At 44.0% G+C, this 22997-nt stretch carries 16 protein-coding genes; 6 read left to right on the forward strand and 10 right to left on the reverse strand.

Annotated features, from left to right (window positions below; genetic code table 11):
- Positions 1-75 precede the first annotated feature (75 nt).
- From NQ536_RS11625 to ftsE, 5 genes are all read right to left on the reverse strand, one after another.
- Positions 76-1266: a GDSL-type esterase/lipase family protein gene (locus NQ536_RS11625; protein WP_004853287.1), complete on the reverse strand. Its 1191-nt coding sequence runs from the start codon at positions 1264-1266 to the stop codon at positions 76-78.
- Between the two features lie 12 nt (positions 1267-1278).
- Positions 1279-2703, reverse strand: a complete 1425-nt coding sequence (locus NQ536_RS11630; protein ID WP_044998355.1) for an MBOAT family O-acyltransferase — start codon at positions 2701-2703, stop codon at positions 1279-1281.
- 232 nt (positions 2704-2935) lie between these two features.
- Entirely contained in the window at positions 2936-4252 is a 1317-nt protein-coding gene (locus tag NQ536_RS11635) for a murein hydrolase activator EnvC family protein (protein WP_004853284.1), read from the reverse strand.
- A 160-nt stretch (positions 4253-4412) separates the two neighbouring features.
- On the reverse strand, positions 4413-5321 hold the full coding sequence (gene ftsX, locus NQ536_RS11640; RefSeq protein WP_147335350.1) for a permease-like cell division protein FtsX: 909 nt from the start codon (positions 5319-5321) through the stop codon (positions 4413-4415).
- Positions 5311-5997, reverse strand: coding sequence for a cell division ATP-binding protein FtsE (gene ftsE, locus NQ536_RS11645; RefSeq protein WP_119203457.1), 687 nt, complete (start codon positions 5995-5997; stop codon positions 5311-5313). Before ftsE ends, ftsX begins: the two co-directional genes overlap by 11 nt.
- Positions 5998-6401: 404 nt before the next feature.
- On the opposite strand from ftsE, the gene NQ536_RS11650 reads away from it, so the two are divergent.
- From NQ536_RS11650 to NQ536_RS11665, 4 genes are all read left to right on the forward strand, one after another.
- Complete coding sequence (locus NQ536_RS11650; protein ID WP_044997873.1) at positions 6402-7790, forward strand: uracil-xanthine permease family protein; 1389 nt, start codon at positions 6402-6404, stop codon at positions 7788-7790.
- Between the two features lie 96 nt (positions 7791-7886).
- Positions 7887-8516, forward strand: coding sequence for a uracil phosphoribosyltransferase (gene upp / locus NQ536_RS11655; protein WP_004850520.1), 630 nt, complete (start codon positions 7887-7889; stop codon positions 8514-8516).
- Positions 8517-8892: 376 nt separating this feature from the next.
- Positions 8893-9543: an endonuclease III domain-containing protein gene (locus tag NQ536_RS11660; protein WP_004850519.1), complete on the forward strand. Its 651-nt coding sequence runs from the start codon at positions 8893-8895 to the stop codon at positions 9541-9543.
- A gap of 29 nt (positions 9544-9572) precedes the next feature.
- The gene (locus NQ536_RS11665) at positions 9573-10919 is read left to right on the forward strand and encodes a citrate/2-methylcitrate synthase (protein ID WP_044997914.1); all 1347 of its coding nucleotides are present in this window, start codon (positions 9573-9575) and stop codon (positions 10917-10919) included.
- Positions 10920-11088: 169 nt separating this feature from the next.
- On the opposite strand, the gene trxA is transcribed toward NQ536_RS11665, so the two are convergent.
- The 3 genes from trxA to NQ536_RS11680 all read right to left on the reverse strand — a co-directional run bounded on the left by trxA (position 11089) and on the right by NQ536_RS11680 (position 13987).
- Positions 11089-11400 carry a thioredoxin gene (gene trxA / locus NQ536_RS11670; protein WP_004850514.1) on the reverse strand — a complete coding sequence of 104 codons (312 nt, stop codon included), beginning with the start codon at positions 11398-11400 and terminating at the stop codon, positions 11089-11091.
- A gap of 139 nt (positions 11401-11539) precedes the next feature.
- Positions 11540-13615 (reverse strand): heavy metal translocating P-type ATPase, encoded by a 2076-nt coding sequence (locus tag NQ536_RS11675; protein ID WP_044997869.1) that lies wholly within the window; start codon positions 13613-13615, stop codon positions 11540-11542.
- A 57-nt stretch (positions 13616-13672) separates the two neighbouring features.
- Entirely contained in the window at positions 13673-13987 is a 315-nt protein-coding gene (locus NQ536_RS11680; RefSeq protein ID WP_022058074.1) for a DUF6110 family protein, read from the reverse strand.
- A gap of 352 nt (positions 13988-14339) precedes the next feature.
- Here NQ536_RS11680 and NQ536_RS11685 point away from each other — a divergent pair, with 352 nt between their 5' ends.
- The gene (locus tag NQ536_RS11685) at positions 14340-15308 is read left to right on the forward strand and encodes a putative ABC transporter permease (RefSeq protein WP_004850508.1); all 969 of its coding nucleotides are present in this window, start codon (positions 14340-14342) and stop codon (positions 15306-15308) included.
- 87 nt (positions 15309-15395) lie between these two features.
- Here NQ536_RS11685 and NQ536_RS11690 read toward each other — a convergent pair whose 3' ends face one another.
- Both NQ536_RS11690 and NQ536_RS11695 read right to left on the reverse strand, forming a co-directional pair.
- On the reverse strand, positions 15396-17552 hold the full coding sequence (locus tag NQ536_RS11690; protein WP_044997868.1) for a transglutaminase domain-containing protein: 2157 nt from the start codon (positions 17550-17552) through the stop codon (positions 15396-15398).
- Positions 17553-17620: 68 nt separating this feature from the next.
- Entirely contained in the window at positions 17621-20527 is a 2907-nt protein-coding gene (locus tag NQ536_RS11695) for a transglutaminase domain-containing protein (protein ID WP_044997867.1), read from the reverse strand.
- A 415-nt stretch (positions 20528-20942) separates the two neighbouring features.
- On the opposite strand from NQ536_RS11695, the gene NQ536_RS11700 reads away from it, so the two are divergent.
- Positions 20943-22985 carry a beta-galactosidase gene (locus tag NQ536_RS11700; protein WP_004850503.1) on the forward strand — a complete coding sequence of 681 codons (2043 nt, stop codon included), beginning with the start codon at positions 20943-20945 and terminating at the stop codon, positions 22983-22985.
- Positions 22986-22997 lie beyond the last annotated feature (12 nt).

Below are 22997 nucleotides of genomic sequence, written 5' to 3' on the forward strand. Positions count from 1 at the left end.
ATAACCACCTGTTCCGGTCACAGTTCCGGCGCACTCACATGCGTCTTCACCGTGATTCCCCGGAATCTATGAACTCTAATTAAATGCATCATCCTTCAGACCATGTGAATAGAGATAATCCTCCCACACACTGTAGTACTGCGCTTGAAGATGTATATCATCCCATGTGTAATCCTTGATAAGACCGCCCTTGCCGTCGTCAACCACGGTATTCATATCCAGATAAAACAGCTTAATCCCATCTGCATATGCGGCTATGGCACCATTCTTCTCATCTATATTATCGTTATTCACTATATCGTGCGTGTCGGAATAATCGCTTGACACATGCATGCAGCCCATCATAAATATGACCGCATCTGGCTGTAAAGCCTGAATCTGTGATACCGCATCCATGTAACTAGATACATACGAATCTGTATTGTATCCCGCCTCATTTATTCCAAGCATGATATATATCTTCTTGAATGTCTGACTGCCCAGAAGATCGGTGAGTGTCGCCGTTCCATTTGCTGCTATCTTCTCACTCATAAGGCCAAATGTCGTAAGTCCCTCCATATATGCAAACTGCGCATTGTCAAGACCTGAATACAGCGCAAGTCCCTCTATACGTGAGTCTCCTATAAACAATGCATCATCAAAGTATGACTTGTCGACCTTTATATAAGGATAATCTGTCTCCAGTGCGATTTTTGTCAGATCTCCGTAGCAGTTGTTTCTAGATTTTCTGGTCTTTATCTTCTTGTACTGTGTCGGTCTGCTGATCGGCGTCGACGAACCACCTGTATCTATTGAAGCCTTTTTCTCAGTTGTAGCCTCTGTTTTCTTCTCTGTAGATTTCTTGGTCGTCTTTTCTGTAGTTTTGCCAGATCCCTTTTCTGTTGATTTCTCTGTGTTTTTCTCAGAAGACTTCTCTGTGGTTTTTGCATCGGATTTGTCTTCTGACTTTCCATCTGTCTGCTCTTCTGTCTTCTCCAACGGTTTCCCGTTCTTTACAGCCTCCGTGCTGTTATCTACGTCTTTGTGCTGTTCATTCTTATCCAGGTCTCCTTTCGCTGTGGACACCTCCGAAGCATCGCTCTCACTTCCAGATTCGGCTTTCTCATCAAGAAGCACTGTCTGCACCATAGGATGTTTGAATGTCACATCCCATTTGTATATTCCCAATGCTGCACCGGCATATCCACCAGCGGTGACTATGATCCCAGACAATATCAGGATTGTGAACAGTGGGCAGCCCTTTATCATTTGCCATAATTTCTTCATGTGCCCACCTCCTTAAAACCTGAAGTAAAGGAATGGATTTGAACCACCCTTTGCTATCTGATATACACAGAACCAGAACAACACAAGCATGATAAGCTTGCATAGCCAGTTCTTGTAGAATCTCTCTATAAGCTTTCTCGGCCACGGTGTACTGAACACAATGCAGAGGAGCAAAAGCCACCAATACGTTTGTATCAGCATATTTAATTTGTCCGTAGCGTGAATAAGCACCGACCCCTCTATATTCATTCCAAGCATCCTCTTAAGATACAGGTAGAGTGTCTTGAGATCGCTTATGTTAAATATTGTCCATGACACTGGTATGAGGAAGAACATGTACACATGTCCTAATATCTTCACCTTGTCAAATACCTTGCCGAGAAACAGTTTCTCTATGAGAAGCACTACAAAAAGAAACAATCCCCATATGAGAAAGTTCCAGTCTGCCCCGTGCCACAGTCCTGTAAACATCCAGACTGTGAACATGGCAAGTATCATTCTCAGCCTGCCCTTTCTATTTCCGCCCATAGGTATATACACATACTCACGGAACCATCTGCCAAGTGTGATATGCCAGCGCCTCCAGAAATCTGTCAAAGAGTGCGCCATATACGGATCCTTGAAGTTCTCTGGGATCTTGAAGCCGAGGATCAGACCGATTCCTATAGCCATAACCGAATATCCCATAAAGTCAAAAAGCAGCTGGAACGAATATCCCCAGGAGCCAAGCCATGCCGTGAGCGTATTTATTCCAAACGGGCCAACGGTCAGAACGTCATTCCATAGACTTGCGATCTTATTTGCAAGAAGCACCTTGTATGCCAGTCCGAGCACAAACAGAGTCGCACCGCGCTCTATGTCGTCAGCTTTTGTCTCACGATGATCCAGTTCAGGCTTAACCTCATCATAGCTGACTATAGGTCCCGCTATGAGCTGTGGGAACATGCTCACATATGTTCCAAACTTGATGATGCTCTTGTCCGCCTGATACTTCAGTCTGTACACATCAAATATATATGATGTGATCTGAAATGTATAAAAGCTTATTCCAAGCGGCAGAGTAACTGCCACATCGTCAAATATCTTCGTGCCTGCAGCGGTGTTGATTATCTCAATAAAGAAATTGATGTATTTGAACACAAACAACATGCCAAAGTCAAACACCATGGCAACCGCAAGCCAGCAGTTGCGCTCAAATGAACAGTCTATCTCCGAATAGACTTCTATGTCATAGAAACGCTTTATACGCCTTGCAACTGAGTAGTTGAACACAATTGAAAACATCATCAAGAACACATATACAGGCTCGCCGTATGCATAAAACACAAGGCTGCCCAAAAGCAGTACAATATTCCTGTACTTCGGCTTTGTCACAAAATAGATAAGCAAAAATAAAGGCAGGAATCTAAACAAAAACTCCATGCTCGAAAAAACCATGATACACTCCTTAAATCTCTAAATAGTCAGTCCAGTGTGAGTATAAATACTTTTAACACTTATGTCAACCGACACAGATCCTATTTTTTCTTAATTAATCGAATGTTTTAAACGCCATTTTCCCCACCACTATATATGGTGTCAGGATCTTTTCCCACGTACAAAAAGCAAAAGGCGCAATTCACTTTTCATTCATGAACCGCGCCTTTTTATTTACTATATAAATATTTCTTTACAGGTAATCCAAAGGGTTAACATATGAACCATTAAGAAATACTGAGAAATGGCAATGTGTTCCTGTTGAATATCCTGTGGATCCCGCATACGCAATCGTCTGTCCCTGGGAAACCACATCACCAACGCTTACTGCAAGTGATGAGTTATGTAGATACATTGTCACAAATCCATTGCCATGATCGATCATAACGTAGTTACCACCACTTTCGCCCCACTCGGCTACTGTTACAACTCCCGAATCAGCCGCCGCAATAGGCACTCCATACGAACATCCTATATCAATACCCATATGGTTTGAACTTGCCCCTGCTGTTGGAGACTCTCTAGGTCCAAAGTAATCTGTGATAGGACCTGAAACCGGCCAAATGAACCGACCTGTTCCTGTGGATGAACCGCCTGTATTATTGCTGTCATCACCACCGGAATTGTCGTCACTGCCGGAATTGTCAGTGTCATCAGCACCACCATTATTATCTTCCTGCTGTTCCTGCTGTTTCCGTAACTCCTCCTGCTTACGCTCCTCTTCAAGTCTGGCTGCCTCCTGACGTGCTATTTCAGCCAGCTTATCATCCAACTCTGACTCCTGTCTCGCATACTCCTCAGCAAGAGCCTGCTGCATGGCAGCGTCACCGCTGTACTTATTGATCTCCTCATTCTTCTGGCTTATTACCGCGTCGAGATCTGACTGCTTCTGCTCCAGATCAGCCTGAACCTTCTTAACATCTGCCAGATCATCCTTCAAAGTCTGCTCATACTCAGCTATATCATTCTTTGTCTTTACCAGCTTGTCCAACTGCTTCTGGTCATATGAGCTGAGCTGATCAACATACTCTGACTTATTCAAACTGTCCTCAAATGAAGCGGATGACATAAGAGCATCTATGTATTCTACATCGCCCTCCTCATAGAGGTACTGTATTCTCTTCTTCATAGCCACATACTGGTTGTCCTCGCTGACCTGTGCCTCAGCAAGTTTTGTCTGTGTCTCATCTATCTCTGTCTGAAGATCATCGGCCTCCTGCTTCTTCTGTACGATCTGTGTACTGATATCTGTGGCCTGCTTATCAAGCTCGTTAACCGTCGCAGTAAGTTTGTCAACCTTCTTCTGGTACTTCTCTGCGTTTGCCTTTGCCTCTGCCTGTCCCTGCTGAGCCTCTTCCTTCTGCTGCTCAACCTCCTCCTTGGTTTCCTCTGCATGTACACTGAATCCCGGAACTGCAAATAATGATGTAAACGACATGAGCACTGCTCCTGTGGTAACTACAGCCATCTGCATACCTTTCTTCTTTATATTATATAAATCTATTCTCATTATCCATGCCTCCTAAATGCATATCACAATGTTTTGTCTTTATGCCCTACTTATCAATATTATAACACATACTACCGCTAAAAAAGTGATAACTAAATGTGAAATTTTTGTGCATTGCTACTATCTCTGCACTGCTATATTCTCTCATCGCCTTAAAGCACTACACTCTCAAATGCTTCCTTGTCGTCAGAATACTTCCCACAAGTCCGACTCCTATACCGAGTACAAGTCCGACCGGAACCATCGTGCTGAACAGCTCCTTCTGGCTCACAAATGCAAACAGTGTCGTTACAACCTGGAATCTTCCTGCCACATATGTCAGTATCTTGTCATACATATAATACAGAAGAACCAACGGTATCGCCGATCCCACAGCTCCTATGATGACACCCTCTATGATGAACGGCGCCCTTACGAACACATTTGTCGCTCCTATGAGCTTCATGATCCCGATCTCTTCCTTGCGCACCGTGATTCCTATCGTGATAGTGTTGCTTATAAGGAAGATGGACACCAGCATCAGTATGACTACTATTCCGATGGATGCATATCCTACCAGTGACGAAAGTGTCGTTATGCTGTCAGCCGTCACATCTGAACTCTTGACCTTTCTCACTCCTGAAAGCCCCTGTGCGAATGCAACGAACTCTGGCTGCTTTGACACATCCTTGAGCGTCACCTCGTATGACGCTGCATTCTTAAGCGGATTGTCATCTCCAAATGCATCCTTTGCAGCCTGTGGATTGTCATAGTTCTGCTTAACGAAGTTATCCCACGCCTGATCTGCCGATACAAAATCCATCGTATTTACATAATCAAGTGTTCTTATCTGTTCACCTATCAGCTGTATCGTCTCATCTGAGGTATCCTCATCAAAGAATACCGATATTGTAACCGTGCTCTCAAGCTCCTGCATTCCCGACTGGAAGTTCACAACCACCGCATAGATGATTCCAAACAGGAAGAGGCACGATATGATCGTTCCTATCGATGCCAGTGAGAACAGTATGTTTCTTCTTATATTCGCAAATCCCTGTCTGAGGATATAGAAAAATGTACTAATCTTCATCTATATATCCTCCTTCCTTCTCATCGCTGATGATCACGCCCTTCTTAAGCGTGATAACTCTCTTCTTCATCTCATTGACGATATCCTTGTTGTGAGTTACAACCACAACCGTGGTTCCCCTCTTGTTGATATCCTCAAGGAGATTCATGATATCAAGCGAATTCTTCGGATCAAGGTTTCCGGTCGGCTCGTCCGCAAGGATGATATCCGGATTGTTTACCAGCGCTCTCGCCATGGCTACTCTCTGCTGCTCACCACCTGAAAGCTCCTTCGGATATGACTTGTATTTGTCTGCAAGTCCCACCAGTGTAAGCATCGCTGGCACTCGTCTTCTTATATATCTAACCGGAGTCTGGATAACTCTCTGTGCAAATGCCACATTCTCGTATATGGTCCTGTCCTTAAGCAGTCTGAAGTTCTGGAACACCACTCCTATCCTTCTTCTGACCTTCGGTATATCCTTGTTCTTTATCTTGCTGTAGTCATAACCGGCAACCGTGATATTTCCGGCTGTAGGATCGAGTTCCTTGAGCAACAGCTTGAACAGTGTTGTCTTTCCTGATCCGCTGCTTCCAACTATGAATACGAACTCTCCTTTTTCTATGTTTATATTCACATTCTTGAGAGCCTCTATACCACCAGGGTATGTCATGCTCACGTTCTCCAATTCTATCATCTTACGTCTCCCTGAATGAAATTATGTTATTTTTTCCCTCATTCAATAATCAACGAAATTGTAACAATTCTGTAACAATATGTCAAGTGTTACCAGATCTTACATATTTGATCAGATCGTGTATTAAAATCTCCGTCTGATTTTCCAGCAATATCCATACAAACTGTATAAATCCTGTGTTTATGCGGTATTTATCGAATTTTCGCGCCGCTTATGTGCACAATAAAATTATGTCATATACAGATTAATTTTTTATTATGATCCAATCCTGAAATTATTAATTTTCTATATCAGTATCAGGCTCGAAATTTGACATATTTTTTTACAAAAGTGCACTAATCAAATTGACCTTACCCATAAAAAAAACTATAATTAGAAAAAACAAAAAGGGAGGATTATTACTTATGGATAATCAAAAAGATGCCATCCGTGACGCACGTCAGCTCGGAATTCCAAAGATGCTTTTGCTCGGATTCCAGCACATGTTCGCCATGTTTGGCGCAACAATTCTAGTTCCACTTCTCGTAAACGGCTACTTTGAAGGCGAGGGACTCTCAATTCAGGTAACTCTCATATGTGCCGGTCTTGGAACACTCTTCTTCCACTTATGTACGAAACTCAAGGTACCCGCATTTCTCGGTTCATCATTCGCTTTTCTCGGAGGTTTCTCCACGGTGGCAGGTTTGAAAACAGGAATTTTCAAAGACATGACAATGGGCGAAAAACTTCCGTACGCCTGCGGCGGTATCGTGGTTGCCGGTCTCCTTTATCTGATTCTGGCTCTCATCGTCAAACTTGTAGGTGTTAAGCGAGTCATGAGATTCCTTCCACCTGTGGTTACCGGACCTATCATCATATGTATCGGCCTGAGCCTTGCACCGTCAGCCATATCAAACGCATCAAACAACTGGCTGCTTGCATTTATCGCACTGGCTGTCGTAATCGTGTTCAACATATGGGGCAAAGGAATGTTCAAGATCATCCCTATCCTCATGGGCGTGCTCATCTCATACGGTGTGGCACTTATCCTTCACCTCTGTGGTGTGACTAATCCTGGCGGAACAGCTATTCTGGACTTTTCGACAGTTTCCGATGCAAAGTTTCTCGGACTGCCACCTTTCCAGATCTGCAAGTTTGACATAACAGCCATACTTGTAATGGCTCCCATCGCCATAGCATCCATGATGGAACATATCGGTGACATCTGTGCTATATCAGCTACAGTCGACCAGAATTTCCTTGAGGATCCGGGACTTCACAGAACGCTTATCGGTGACGGTCTTGCAACCTCACTGTCAGCCCTCTTCGGCGGTCCTGCAAATACAACCTACGGCGAGAACACAGGAGTTCTCGAGCTCAGCCGTGTACACGATCCAAGGGTCATCAGACTTGCTGCTTTATTTGCAGTAATCCTCGGATTCATACCTAAGGTTTCAGCAATTATCAGCTCAATGCCACTTGCCATCATAGGCGGTATAAGTTTCATCCTCTACGGAATGATATCTGCCATCGGCGTAAGAAATGTGGTCGAGAACCACGTTGACTTCACAAAGTCAAGAAATCTGATAATAGCAGCCGTTATCATGGTATGCGGTCTCGGATTTACAAATGGTCTCACATTTACAATCGGCGGAACAACCATCACCCTCACAGGTCTTGCCCTTGCCGCTATATTCGGCATCCTGCTGAATGCTATTCTGCCTGGCAACGACTATACATTTGGCGAGAACACCAAGGGCGACGTAAGCCGCGGACTTGGAATGAATCCACAGAATTCTGATATAGAATCATAATCATAACATTTGCGGTTGTTTCCGATCTGTGTGGTTTTTATAACACGCTGATCGCTCCGCATTACATTATCCGTATTATTCAGGAGGTTACACAATATGACAGATTACACAGTAATGACACATCCACTTATTCAGCACAAGATATCAAAGCTCAGAGACAAGAACACCGGAACTGCTGAGTTTCGTGCACTCGTTGAAGAGATTGCAATGCTTATGGGATATGAGGCTTTAAAGGATCTTCCTACTGAGGAAGTATGCATTGAGACTCCTATTGAGGAGTGCATGACACCGGTCATCGCAGGAAGAAACCTTGCGATAGTTCCTATTCTCCGCGCAGGTCTCGGAATGGTCAGCGGACTTCAGGCTCTTGTTCCTACAGCCAAGATCGGACACATCGGACTGTACAGAGATGAGGAGACACATGAGCCTCATGAATACTACTGCAAGCTCCCTGATCCTATCGATGAGAGACTCATCGTTGTTACAGACCCTATGCTGGCAACAGGCGGATCAGCAGTTGCAGCCGTGGACTTCATCAAGCAGCACGGCGGCAAGAACATCAAGTTCATGTCCATCATCGCTGCACCACAGGGTATCGAGAGACTTCTCAAGGCTCATCCGGACATACAGCTCTACGTTGGACATGTTGACCGCGAGCTGAATGAGAACGCATACATCTGCCCGGGACTTGGCGATGCCGGCGACAGAATATTTGGTACGAAGTAAAATCAGCAAGGATTTGCAGTAAGAATTTAACGGTCTGGATTTCGTTGCAAAGATATTTGTCGTAAAGAATTTCTAAGAAAGACTGCCACGCATATATGATAAATCTACCATCCACGATGGCAAGATGTCATGGCTGCGGGGCAGTTTTTTGTCAATTATCCTTTTCACGCTGTATAACTTTTCGCAAGCAATTCCCAATCAAATTTTCACACTTCTAACATTTTTATTAAGAATTGCTTTTCGATATCCATTTGCGTGGCTTTCATGTTATCATATAGAAGAATGTATCAGTTTTTCCAGGAAAATCTGACAAGAAGCATCAGTCCTCTCAAAAGAGAGTTTTTCATAAGCTGATGTTCAAAACCGGAGGTCTTTTATGGAATCGCAGAAGAGATATACCAAAAAACAGAGAACGTTGGACATTATCGAGAGGCTGAAGAAGGAATACCCTGATACGGTATGCACTCTCGACACATCACACGCATGGCAGTTACTTGTCAGTGTCCGCCTGGCGGCGCAGTGCACTGATGCAAGGGTGAATGTTGTGGTGCAGGATCTTTTCGCAAAATATCCGGGAGTAAAAGAACTGGCCGCTGCAGATGTCAGTGACATTGAGGCCATTGTCAAACCTTGCGGACTGGGGAAAAGCAAGGCAAGAGATATTAGCGCATGTATGAACATGCTTGTTGATTCCTACAACTGTCAGGTTCCTGACAGCTTGGACGAGCTGCTAAAGCTCCCTGGCGTTGGCAGAAAAAGTGCCAACCTCATCATGGGTGACATATATGGCAAGCCAGCCATTGTGACTGACACCCATTGTATCCGGCTTGTCAACCGTATGGGATTGGTTGACGGGATCAAAGACCCGAAAAAAGTTGAGATGGAACTGTGGAAACTTATACCTCCAGAGGAGAGCAATGACTTCTGTCACCGGCTTGTGGATCACGGGAGAGCCGTGTGCTCAGCCAGGACAAAACCGCATTGCGATGCATGTTGTCTAAATGACATATGCAAAAAGATCTTATAAATTTCATAAGGAGGAACTATATGGAGTATATGGAAAATCTTACAGGCTACGTTGAAAAACAATCACATCTTTGTCAGCAGCACGATAACATCGACAAAGAACTGTACAGAAAATATGGTGTAAAGCGTGGTCTTCGTGACGAGAATGGTCAGGGAGTATTGACCGGACTTACAAACATTTCCCAGATCATAGCATTTAAGGATGTGGACGGCCAGAAAGTCCCATGTGATGGAGAGCTGCTATATCGCGGCTACGATGTGCAGGATCTGGTAAAGGGCGGCAAGGGAAAACGTCATATATTTGAGGAGGCTGCTTATCTGCTGCTTTTTGGTGAACTTCCTACCAAGGCACAGCTCACAGAATTCAGCGGAGTTATATCTGAGTCTATGAATCTGCCAACAAACTTCACACGAGATGTCATCATGAAGGCACCAAGTGTTGATATCATGAATTCGATGACAAGGAGTGTCCTGACACTGGCATCCTATGACAATCAGGCAACAAACCTTGACATCGACAATGTGCTGAGACAGTGCATAGGACTCATCGGCACATTTCCTATGATGGCGGTCTACGGCTACCACGCATACAACCACTATGAGAATGATGGAAGTATGTATATACATCGTCCTGACAAAGATGCATCAGTGGCAGAGAACCTGCTCAGGATGCTCAGACCAGACATGAAGTACACTGAGCTTGAGGCGAGGGTTCTGGACATCGCTCTCCTGCTTCACATGGAGCACGGTGGCGGTAACAACTCAACATTTACAACAAGGGTTGTAACATCCTCAGGGTCCGACACCTATTCAGCGATTGCCGCTGCCCTCTCATCCCTTAAAGGAAGGAAACACGGCGGTGCAAATCTTCAGGTTATGAATATGATGGACGATATAAAGGAACATATCAAGGATTATCACGACGAAGAAGCTATTGAAGCTTATCTCGATAAACTGCTGAACAAGCAGGCGTATGACCACAAAGGACTTATATATGGTATGGGACATGCGGTATACTCCCTGTCCGATCCAAGAGAAAAGGTGTTCAAGGCATTTGTAGAACAGCTCGCAGCAGCCAAAGGCAGAGATGAGGACATGGCTCTGTACAACAACATCGAAAAGATCGCGCCTAGGCTCATCGCAAAAGAGCGCAAGATTTATAAGGGTGTAAGTCCAAATGTGGATTTCTATAGTGGATTCGTATACGAGATGCTCGGCATTCCTAGAGAACTTTACACACCTCTCTTTGCGGTTGCACGTATCGTTGGCTGGAGCGCCCACAGAATTGAGGAGCTTGTAACCACAGACAAGATCATCAGACCGGCATACAAGAGTCTTGTGACACATAGAGACTATGTAGACAGAGATGCCAGATAGTTCAGGCAAATAAAAACTCCCACTCTTCAAGTATGTACATACATTGTATATGTACCTCTCAAAGAGCGGGAGTTTTATTTGTTTTCAAATATTAAAAAATATTTTCAGATGTCTTCTCTTTTAAGTTTTTCTTAAATATTTGACGGTAAATGTTTGACATTTACTGATCTTACTTATTTTTGTTTATAAAATCAATCAGATCATACTTGGATATCGCACCAACGCTTCTGGATACTTCCACGCCATCCTTGTACAAAATCAGCGTAGGTACGCTGAACACTTTGTTTGATGCGGCAAGTCCTGGATTCTCATCAACATCAACATTGAAAAAGCTGGTCGCATCCTTCATGTCCTCTGCAACAGTGTGAAATACCGGAGCCATCATCTTGCAAGGTCCGCACCAGGTTGCCGAGAAATCAGCTACGGCAATCTTACTCGATTTTATCTCGTCAAAATTATCTCCAACTACTTTCTTTACCATAATGTATCCCTCCTGACAATATTATCTGTATATCTGTAAATTTTATGTGATTTAGTTAACCTGTCTTTTAATCATATAATGTCATATTTGGGTGCATAAGGTCAATACATTTTAATGATAAAAACTAATCTTATAAAAATTAATCAAGCAGTCTCTTCATACTATCCATGCTTATAAGCAGAGTCGATGAATTATGGAGCAGTGCCGATGTCGTCGGCTGGATCACGCCCATAACACCGAGTATGATAAGCCCTGTGTTAAATGTAACTATCTTGCGGTAATTTCTATTGATCCTGCTCATCAGCTTATTGCTAAGTTCCTTAAGAGTGACAAGTTCATACAGATTGTCTGCGCTGACCGTTATATCCGCGATCTCTCTGGCTATCTCAGCGCCATCACTGACTGCTATGCCTGCATCCGATGCTGACAATGCCGGAGAATCGTTGATTCCATCACCGACCATGATAACCTTGCGTCCCGCCGCCTTTTCGGACTCCACAAACCTTGCCTTATCCTCCGGTAGTACCTCTGAGTAATACTCGTCCACGCCCACCTGTTCAGCTATAGCCTGGGCAGTTCTCTCACTGTCCCCGGTCATCATGACTACCTTGCCGATGCCGAGCTCCTTGAGTTTTCTCACGACCTCCGCAGATTCAGGTCTCACAGGATCCTTGATAGATATTACCGCTGCAAGCTTGCCATCTATTCCCATGAACAGATGTGAGTGAGACTTTGAAAGTGATTCGTAAAGTTCTATCTTATCCTCCGGTATCACGCAACCTTCATCCTCAAATACAAAGTGATAACTTCCTATGATGACCTTCTTGCCATCTATACTTGATGAGATTCCATGGGCAACAACATACTCAACCTTGGAGTGCATCTCCTCGTGCTCTATTCCCTTAGCCGCCGCTCCGGCCACAACAGCTCTCGCCATCGAATGAGGGAAATGTTCCTCCAGACATGCCGCTATCTTGAGCAGCTCTTCAGGGTCTCTGCCGTCAAATGACACTACTCGCACTAGTGTCGGCGATGCCTTTGTAAGTGTTCCTGTCTTGTCAAATACTATGGTGTCCGCCTCCGCCACAGCCTCAAGGAATTTGCCACCCTTGACTGTGAGATGATGCTTATTTGCCTCCTGGATAGCCGACAGAACAGCTATAGGCATAGACATCTTGAGCGCACATGAATAGTCGACCATGAGAACAGCAAGCATCTTTGTTATATTTCTCGTAAGCAGGTATGTGAGGATAGTTCCGCCGAGAGTCCATGGAACCAGACCGTCTGCAAGATGCTCTGCCTTGCTCTCAAGTCCTGACTTGAGCTTCTCAGACTCCTCAATCATAGCCACTACTTTATCATATCTGCTTGTCCTGCCGGTATTTGTGACTCTGACCACAAGCTCGCCTTCCTCAACAACTGTACCTGCATACACAACATCGCCAGCTCCCTTGTGAACAGGAACAGACTCTCCTGTAAGGGATGACTGGTTAACCATTCCCTCGCACTCTGCCACAACTCCGTCAAATGGGATCACGTTGCTCATATGAACTACCACAAGATCATCCTTTGCGATCTTCGCGCTGTCCATAAGCACATCACAGTCGTCTACTCTTACCCATACCTTGTTAATGTTGAGCGACATACTTCTGGCAAGCCCTCCAACAGACTTCTTGTGTGTCCACTCCTCAAGGATCTCACCGATCTCAAGTAGGAACATGACCGAGCCGGCAGTTGCAAACTCATTTGTGAGTATGGATGCTGTGATGGCTGTGGCATCTAGAACCGGTACCTCAAGTTTCCTGTCTGCGAGACACTTCAGGCCCTTGCCTATATACTTGAGCGCCTTCACCGATGTAAAGCAATATCTGAGCGGCATCGGCATGATCCACTTCTTTGTCATATACCATACAGTCTTCCAGAACAGCTTGTCCTCATACTGTCTATTCATAGTTCTTCCGGATGTCTCCGTGAGATCCGCAGGAATCTCTACTCTATCATAACCAAACTGTCTGAGTGCATCTATGATACCTGCCCTGTCGCCCTCATAGATAATAACCGCATCACAGGTTCTGTCATGCACTTTGACATCTTTAACGCCGTCACAGTTCTCAAGATAATACTGTAATATGTCAGCCTGTGCCATAGTCATACGGCTCTGTGTCATGTGTATACGCAGACGATTCTTTGTCTCATTCAAAATTGAAAACTTCAAGATCTTCGCCTCTTTCTACAAATAATTTACTGTGTTTTTGCAATAGGTTTTCCGGGATTACTCCTCTGCGCCCACCTCTTCCTCTGCAGTCTCAGTACTCTCAGCATCCTCAAAATCAGCCTCTGCTGCCTTCTGCGCTCTTGCCTCATTGATATCCTTTGCTCCTGCATATATATCACCACAATTTTCCTGAATAGTATTCGCTGTCTTCATAACGCAGTCCTTTGCTCTGAGAACACCGGCTGTACAATGTGTATATACGTTCTTTGCATCCTTGCTTGAGAGAACCTTGATACCAGCTGTTCCGAATAATACGCCGCCTGCAAATATTCCAAGTTTCTTCCAGTTTACCTTCTTTAATGCTTTCATCATAACTATGTCCTCCTTAAAAATATATTTGTCTAATCTTTGTTCGACCTGTCGAACTCCTCTTAACGTAAAAAATGCATTCTCTTCGTAATCATCACCACCAAAAGTCTGCACCTAATCCGTAATTTTATTTTCTGTCAGTATAGCATCGTATCTCCCGTCAGTCCAATATAACAGCCACTTTTTCGGCAACTTTTTTTCTCAATAAGTTTCAATAAGGAATAGCTTTATTTACATTTATACGATTCTGTAAGGTTGCTTTTTTTCAGACTGTATACTATCTTATTAGTATTGTTTTATTATTAATACGAGATTTAAATCTGTAATTTTCAACTATACAAAGGAGTTAAACATAATGGATAATTTTAATATCAAGAGCATCCTTGTGATACTGTTTTTATTTTTTATCGGCTGTATCATGGGCTGGTGCATAGAGGTCATTTTCAGAAAATTCTTTTCCAAGAGCAACCCGAGCCACAAATGGATAAATCCGGGATTTCTGATCGGACCATACCTGCCTCTCTACGGTTCAGGTCTTGTCGTTCTGTATCTGTTATCACTCATTCACATCGATGCCGTCGATTCGCATCCTGTTTTACAGAAAGTTCTGATCATACTGATAATGACAATAGCAATGACCGTTGTGGAGTACATCGCCGGCCGTATATTTATAATAGGTATGAACATCAAGCTTTGGGACTATTCGGATGAATGGGGAAACATTCAAGGTATCATATGTCCTCTGTTTTCTTTCTTCTGGGGACTCATCGCCGCACTTTACTATTTCTTCCTACATCCGCATATATTAAATGCTGTGTACTGGCTTGCCGACCACCTGACATTTTCCTTCTTCATCGGATTCTTCTACGGAGTGTTCGTTATCGACTGTGTTGTATCGTTCAATCTCATGAACAAGGTCAAGAAATTTGCAAAGGAGAACGACCTCATAGTACGAGTGGAGGAACTCAAATCGAAAATCGCACTGGACAGGGAAAAGCGCAAGGAGAAGCCAAGCTTCCTCCTCATACTTCACGATACTGCCTCCGTCAAGCGTGCATTTGAAGATCATCCCGAGAACTTTTCAATAACCAAAAAAATTAAGGAAAAAGCAGAACAGCTTACCGAAGCCATCAAAGAAAAAAGTGAGGGCATCAGCGAAGGCATCAAGGAAAAGAGCGCTGTTATAAGTGAAGGTATCAAAACGGTCAGTGCGGAGACAAAAGACAGGCTGTCAGAAACGCTCTCCCGAAACGACTCCTCTGATGTAGCCGATACTGACCTGTTTGACAACTCACACCGCAATATTACAGACAAGAAAAACTAGCATTTAACAGAAAAGAGCGCCACCCGGCATCGCATCACCGGACGGCGCTCTTATTTTATATTTTACGAAGATATATCACTTTATATACTATCTCTTACATGAAACAGTTACAGGCGTATATGCGCCACCAGTCTGCTTTTTGTATGGCACTACTGCATATGTATATTTCTTACCTGCCACCGACTTGCTGTCCACCCATGAAGCTGCGCCTGATCCTGCGATCTTCATCAGCTTGTATGCGGAATTTCCTGATTTTCTGTACATCCTGTATGAATCAGCACCAGCCACCTTGTTCCATGCGATCTTCACGCCCTTGTTCGTGTTTTTCGCTCTCGCCTTGACATTTCCAAGATACAGTCTCGACACTGTTGTTACCTTGCTTGTCGTATATGCATTGCACGCCACGATCTTGTATCCATATGTCTTGCCACTGGATATTCTTCCATCCACAATGGATAATGTGTTGGCCTTCTTAAGCAGCTGATATTTACCGCTCTTAGTCTTCTTGTACACTTTATACGCTGTCGCTCCGGACACCTTGTTCCACGAAAGCCTTATACCCTTAACTGTCGCAGCGGTCTTCACAACCGGCTTGCCAAGCTGAAGCTTCGGTGTTGCCACACTCTTCTTATAACTGCACTTCTTACATGTATAGAGTTTTGTTCCTGTTGATGTATATGTAGCTTTCTTCGTGACCTTTCCACTGTTCCAGCTATGTTTCAGACACGGAGCCAGCAGATATGCATCCCTCGGATTGCAGAGCGGAGTATTTGACACCCACACCACTATCTGCTTATTGTGCCAGCCCATGGCATATATATTTACACCGTCCGAATACTTACTTCTTATATCATATAGAAGTGTATACTCGTTTTTCGGGGAATCTAGATCTATCCTGCCTATATATCTGGCTGTATGGAAATACAAGGATTCCTGCGCAAGGAATATCGAGCCGTATTGCTTTGTATAATAACTTCCATCCGTTTTATACCAAACTGATGTTCCTGACAGTATGACTTTCTTTCCACCTGTCGAAAATCTGTTCTTTATAATCTGGAAATCCATCCAGCTTGATCCCTGTTTGATACAGTACCAGTATCCCTTTCGGTAATACATGACCTTCTCAACGCCGCTCCACATCTGACCACTCTCGTATTTCTTGTCTGTGGCTCCGTTGTAGCTGCCGGTCCACGTTGCGCTAATCTTCGTATCATACCGTCCAAGCGAATATGATGAACTTGCATTCTTTGTTCGTCTGTTCAAAGTGTTCGTGCTTATAAGGAAATAGTCATGTCTAGACTGTCCTGGCTGATCTGTGACAGGATCATCCCATGTGGCATCAACGTGATACCATTTCCCATTTATCCTGACAACATTCCACGCATGATTTATATATTGGCTTGTTGCAAGAGCACATGGAACTCCCGATTGTTTCAGAAGATAATTCATGGTTTCTGCATATCCCTGACACACGGCTTTCTTATCAACGAGGGTGCCATACATGTCATATTTGTGATCCCTGCCATACACTGTACTGTAGTCCTTTATTCCACTGGCATCATATTCCACCGTGGACGTCAGATACTCGTGGTATGCAAGAACTATCTCAGCAGGTTTCATATTCTTTGTGTCCACCTGCTTGTTTACCTCTTTTACCGCCGCTACAAGAGATTCTCTCACCTTCTTTGCATTCGGTATATAGCTGATAACCAGAGTTGAAACCGATCCGTTGTATCTATTGTATACATACGATGCATTTGCTACATATACAATCTCCGGATGCAGTGCCAGAATGTTGACAAATATCGACTTAACATTACTGGTTGTGACACCCATTCCGTGCACGTCTATATTCTTCTTGAATGACTTTATCGAGTTCGCCACCCTGTTATGATATTTGAAATTGCCGGATGAGGCTATTGAAGCGACATCTCCCTCTTCCGCCACTTCGGCATAGCCGCCGATTTCGTATATATCCGCAAGGTCTATATCCCCAGTGCATCCCTTTGCTGGCGAGTCTGACTCCTCCACAATTCCCTGCTGTTCGCCATCCGCAGCACATTCTTCTGTCGAATCCTCAGCAGCAAATACTGTCACAGCACCAGCCGTAAGTGCCGAGCCTGCCACTATGCATACGAACGCACACATACACAAAAACCTGCACAGCACCACCCTGCACACGCGATAATGTCTGGCGCATCTGCTCTCATATAGCTTTTGTTCTACTCTCTCTTCCTTTTCCATCAAAACTCCTTTCTTCCGCACACTTCTTCCCCGGTATTATACTGTTATGACCGTATATTTATCAATTCTTAACGCTTTACATTTACTGCTTTAGAGGCGGCACTGTAATAATTTCCCTTAAATGCTCTCACATAGTAATAATATGTCTTTCCCTTAGCGGTATTCGTGTCTGTCCAGCTGAGAGCATTTGCACCGCCGATTTTTTTCACCAAAGCATATTTGCCGCCGGCCGTCTTTCTGTATACACGGTAGGATGTAGCACCTGCCGTTTTCGTCCACCTAACTGTAACACCGTTTCTGGCTGCACTCACTTTGGCTGTGACAGGTCTAAGACACACATATTTCGATGCGACGTACGTGCCCGCTGTCCTTCCAATGTAAGGCTTTACAGCATATGTGTATATTGTTCCCGCTTTCACCGCCTTATCAAGATATGTGAATGTAGTGGATGACGCAGTCTTGATACAGGTGTACTTTCCAGTTCCGATCCTTTTATATATCTTATAAGACCTTGCGCCTCCCACTTTGTTCCATGAAAGCTTTATACCTGTGGATTCATTTGCTGTTTTTGCCTTTGCCGTTCCAACGAAGCATCTGCTTGCTTCCGTTCCGGCACCTACCACGGTTCCTTTGTATGCCTGAACCTTGTATGTATATATCACTCCACTTGTAACCTTCGTGTCATTAAAAGCAAGGGTGTTAACCCCGGTAACCTTCTTCAACAGCGCATACTGTCCCTTTCCGGACTTTCTGTATATATAGTATCCGGATGCATTTTTCTCTGATGTCCATGAGATCTTTATTCCCGTGGAGTATACGGCTGTTTTTACTGTAACCTTGCTCAGCTTCAGCATGGCGATCGAGCTCGTCTTTGTGGTTCCACAATTGACACATGTGTATTCCTTTGTACCCGCGCTTGTGTAGGTTGGCTTCTTCGTCACTACTCCGGCATCCCATACGTGGCTCGTACATACCAGTTTGGCTATCGTTTCGGTCTTGGTCTCACCGCAATTCTTACACGTGTACTTCTTGGTTCCCTCTGTCTTGTATGTCGGCGCTGTCACAACCTTGCCACCATCCCACACGTGGCTCGTACATACCAGCTTGGCTATCGTTTCGGTCTTGGTTGTTCCACAGTTTTTACAGGTGTATTTCTTGGTTCCTGTACTCGTGTAAGTTGGCTCCTTTATCACTACTCCAGCATCCCATACGTGGCTCGTACATACCAGCTTGGCTATCGTTTCGGTCTTGGTTGTTCCGCAATTCTTACACGTGTACTTCTTGGTTCCCTCTGTCTTGTATGTCGGCGCTGTCACAATCTTGCCGCTATCCCACACGTGGCTCGTACATACAAGTTTGGCTATCGTCTCGGTCTTGGTTTCACCGCAGTTTGTACAGGTGTACTTCTTGGTTCCTGTACTTGTGTAGGTCGGCTCCTTTGTCACCACTCCAGCATCCCACTTGTGGCTTATGCACATCTCGAATGTATACTCGGCATACTCCTTGTTATACTTGCTTGAATTGCTTGAATCCTTAGTTTTCTTTATATTAGGAGAATCTGTAATAAAATACACCAGCTTACCATACTGTTCTCCAAACGCATATAAATTATTTCCTGTTGAACTATTATACTGTGTTCGTATATTTATAAGCTCTGTAGGATTTACATTTGTCGATGTTATATCTATCTTGTTCAAGCTATCCGGAGTCGTAAAATATAAATTATCACCTCGGAGATATATTGAACTATAAACACCAGGATAATACCCACCACTCGGAGTTGTCCATTTTGCAGTGCCCGAATACAAAACCTTGTTTATGTTAGTCGAATACTGGTACTTATTTATGTTAAATGATGTTTTCGAACTACCCTCACTTATGCTGTACCAATAACCGTCTTTATAAAAAATAGCTTTCTCAATACCATTCCAGAACTTACCACTCTCATAAGTGGTGTCCACCGCTGTCGTATATGTATCTCCCCACTGTGCGCTGACAACCATATCCGTTCTGTCCTTAGTATGGTTGATGAGTGTATTCTTATTCATTGTATCAAAGCTGACAAGGAAATAATCATGATATGATCTTCCAGGCATATCCCACACCGGATCGTCCCAAGTTGCATCTATGTGATACCATTTTCCATGTATCTTAACTATGTTCCATGCGTGATTGATATTTTCACTTGATGCGATTGCACATGAAAGACCAGCCTCTCTTAGCAGATAAAACATAGTCTCGGCATATCCCTGACACACACAACTATGTTTAACCAAAGCTCCATACATATCGTACCCGTGATTTGCAGCGATCGTTCCATTGAAATAATCCTCATATGCATATGCAACTGTGGATGTGAGATACTCATGATATGCAAGTACTATCTCTTCATCGCTCATTCCACTGGTATCTATCTTACTCTTGACTTCCTGAAGTGCAGCATCAAGCTCCTGCTGCTCCTCCTTTGCATTTGTCAAATATGTAAATTGTATTTTGGTGATTGAAGAGCCAGAAGTCCAATATGTATAGCCTCCCGACAGACTGATAAACTCGGGATGAGAATTGATAATAGATTTTACTGCCCCGTTATCAATATCGTCTCTCGTAAGGCCAAGTTCCGATACATCTATACTCGTCTGCCACGCCTTGATTCCTTCAACAATACGCTTCTCAAGTGCTGTTGCATCATATGTAGATGCCAGTGAAGCCGCACCATCCTGCTGCTCAACGACAACGCCAAGTCCGCCTTTCTGCAAAGTGTCGTCCAGATCATCATACCCTACCGTAACCTGACTCTCATCTGAACTTACCCGTGTCTGATCAGATGCATATGCTCCCACTTTACCGCCTGTCAATAGCACAACCGCCGCCGAAAATGCCAAGGCACCGATACAGATTTTTCTGCTCAGTCCCCTTAACCACTCAGACCTTATACTGCCTGTCACCGCTATATATGATTTCCTCTTTTTTCTCATAAAACTCCTCCTTAAACGATACGTTTCTTCCTTATATTTCCGTTCATCCCTCAATACTTTTATTATATAGATTTTTGACACTGTTCGATAGCTTTTTACCTCACTTTTGTATATCTTGTAGGAATTGACAAATTGCGCAACTTCGAGCAATTCATTATATCTTAATCACAAGCAATTATATCTCTTACTTCAAGCCGTTTTTCTTAATTATATACAATATTGTCCTGATGAATGGCAGTGTGTATATTTTGTGTATTTTGCACAAATTAAAATGTATTATCAAATTACAATTGAATTATTTGTCTATTTGTGCTACCTTTAGATAGTAAGCTGTGCAACCGCTTGCGCATATGTTTTACACTAAAAACATATAACATAGAGCACATTACCTTTATTTATAGGAGATGACAGATAAATGAACAAAAACAAGCTTTTTCCACAGATAAACGGAATACTACACGGCGGTGATTACAATGCTGAACAGTGGCTTGACCGCCCTGATATTCTGGCAAAGGATATCGAGATGATGAAGGAGGCAGGAATGACTTCCGCCACTCTTGGCGTTTTCTCATGGTCAGCTTACGAACCTATTGAGGGCGAATATCATTTTGACTGGCTGAAAGACGTTATGGATAATCTTTATAATGCTGGGATTTACACAGTTCTCGCAACGCCATCTGGTGGCAAACCGGCATGGATGGCGCAGAAATATCCCGAGATCAGACGTGTGGATTCCTATGATGTACGGGAACACCAGGGTGTACGTGAAAACCACTGCATGAGCTCACCTATTTACAGAGAAAAGGTCTACAATATCATCCGTCAGCTCCATGCCCATGTGGGAAACCATCCGGGACTCATCATGTGGCATGTGTCAAATGAGCTTGGCGGCGAGTGCTACTGCCGTCTCTGTGTGAAAAGATTTCAGAATTACCTCGCAGAGAAGTTCGACCACGACATAAACAAGCTGAACAAAGCATGGTGGACCACCTTCTGGAGTCACTCATACAACAGTTTCTCACAGATTGAGCCACCTTACAAAAATGGTGATTTCAGTATCATGGGGCTGAACCTTGAATGGAAGAGATTTACCACATGGAACATGAACGATTACATGAAGTCAGAGATAAAGCTTCTCCGGGAGCTCACCCCTGACATACCTATAACGACCAACTTTATGCAGCTCTACGAAGGTCTTGACTACAGACCAATGGCAAAGGAACTCGACGTGATCTCCTGGGATTCATACCCTAGATTCCACAACGACTATGAAAGCCTTGCGGATGTCATGGGGCAGAACACATTTGACCACGCAGTCATGAGATCCATGAAGAAGGATAAGCCTTTCATGCTTATGGAGAGTGCTCCGGGGCTTGTAAACTGGCATCCATATAACAAACTCAAAAGACCGGGCATCCACAAGCTGTTCTCATACAACGCTATAGCATGCGGTTCTGACACTGTTCAGTACTTCCAGTGGCGAAAGGGCAGAGGCTCATTTGAACAGTATCACGGAGCTGTCGTCGACCATCTTGGAACAAATGACACCAGGATATTTAAGGAGGTTGCCGCTCTCGGCAACGAACTTGCCGGACTCTCCGAGATAACCGGAACGCTCATCAGATCAAAAGTGGCACTGCTATTCGACTGGGACAATATGTGGGCTATAGATGATGTCAAGGCATTAGGTCAGGAATCAAAAAAATATCCTGAGACCTGCATGTCTGTATACAAGGAACTGACAAAGCTTGGTGTCGACGTAGATGTGATCGCATCCGATGATCCGCTTGACGACTATGATGTGATCGTGGCTCCTATGCTCTATATGCTCAGGGACGGTGCTGCAGAATCTCTCGCTGCATTTGTAAAGAGAGGCGGGCAGCTCCTGGCTACATACTTCACCGGTTACGTGGACAAGAATCAGCTCTGCATCCTTGGGGGATTCCCGGGAAATGGGCTTGCAGATGTATTCGGAGTCATCAGTGAGGAGATCGATACTCTGTACCCATCTGACAGAAACAGCGTGACATTCACAGATGGAAGTTCATGTGGACTCCGGGACTATGCGGAGATCCTGAGAGTTGGAACAGCGGAAGTGCTGGGAACATACGATTCTGATTTCTATGCAGGAAATGCAGCAGTGACAGTGAACAGCTACGGCAAAGGCAAGGCCTACTACGTAGCTGCAAGAATAGATTACAGCAAACTTGGTGAGATCATGGAGCGGATGCTGGCAGATACCGGAATAGCAACCAAATGTCTGCCTGACGGAGTTCAGTATCACCGCAGATACGCAGATGACGGAACCTCATTTGGTTTCTACCTAAATAATACCGATGAACCTCAGTCCATATCCGATGTTCATGGAACCAATATTCAGACTCAGAATGTAGTTGATGGAGAGCTTGAGTTAACCCCGCTCGGAGTCGCCATCATCAAAGAAAAACAATTAATATAATCATAGTAATGA

It is taken from the genome of Coprococcus eutactus (genome assembly GCF_025149915.1).
Taxonomy (GTDB): Bacteria; Bacillota; Clostridia; order Lachnospirales; family Lachnospiraceae; genus Coprococcus; species Coprococcus eutactus.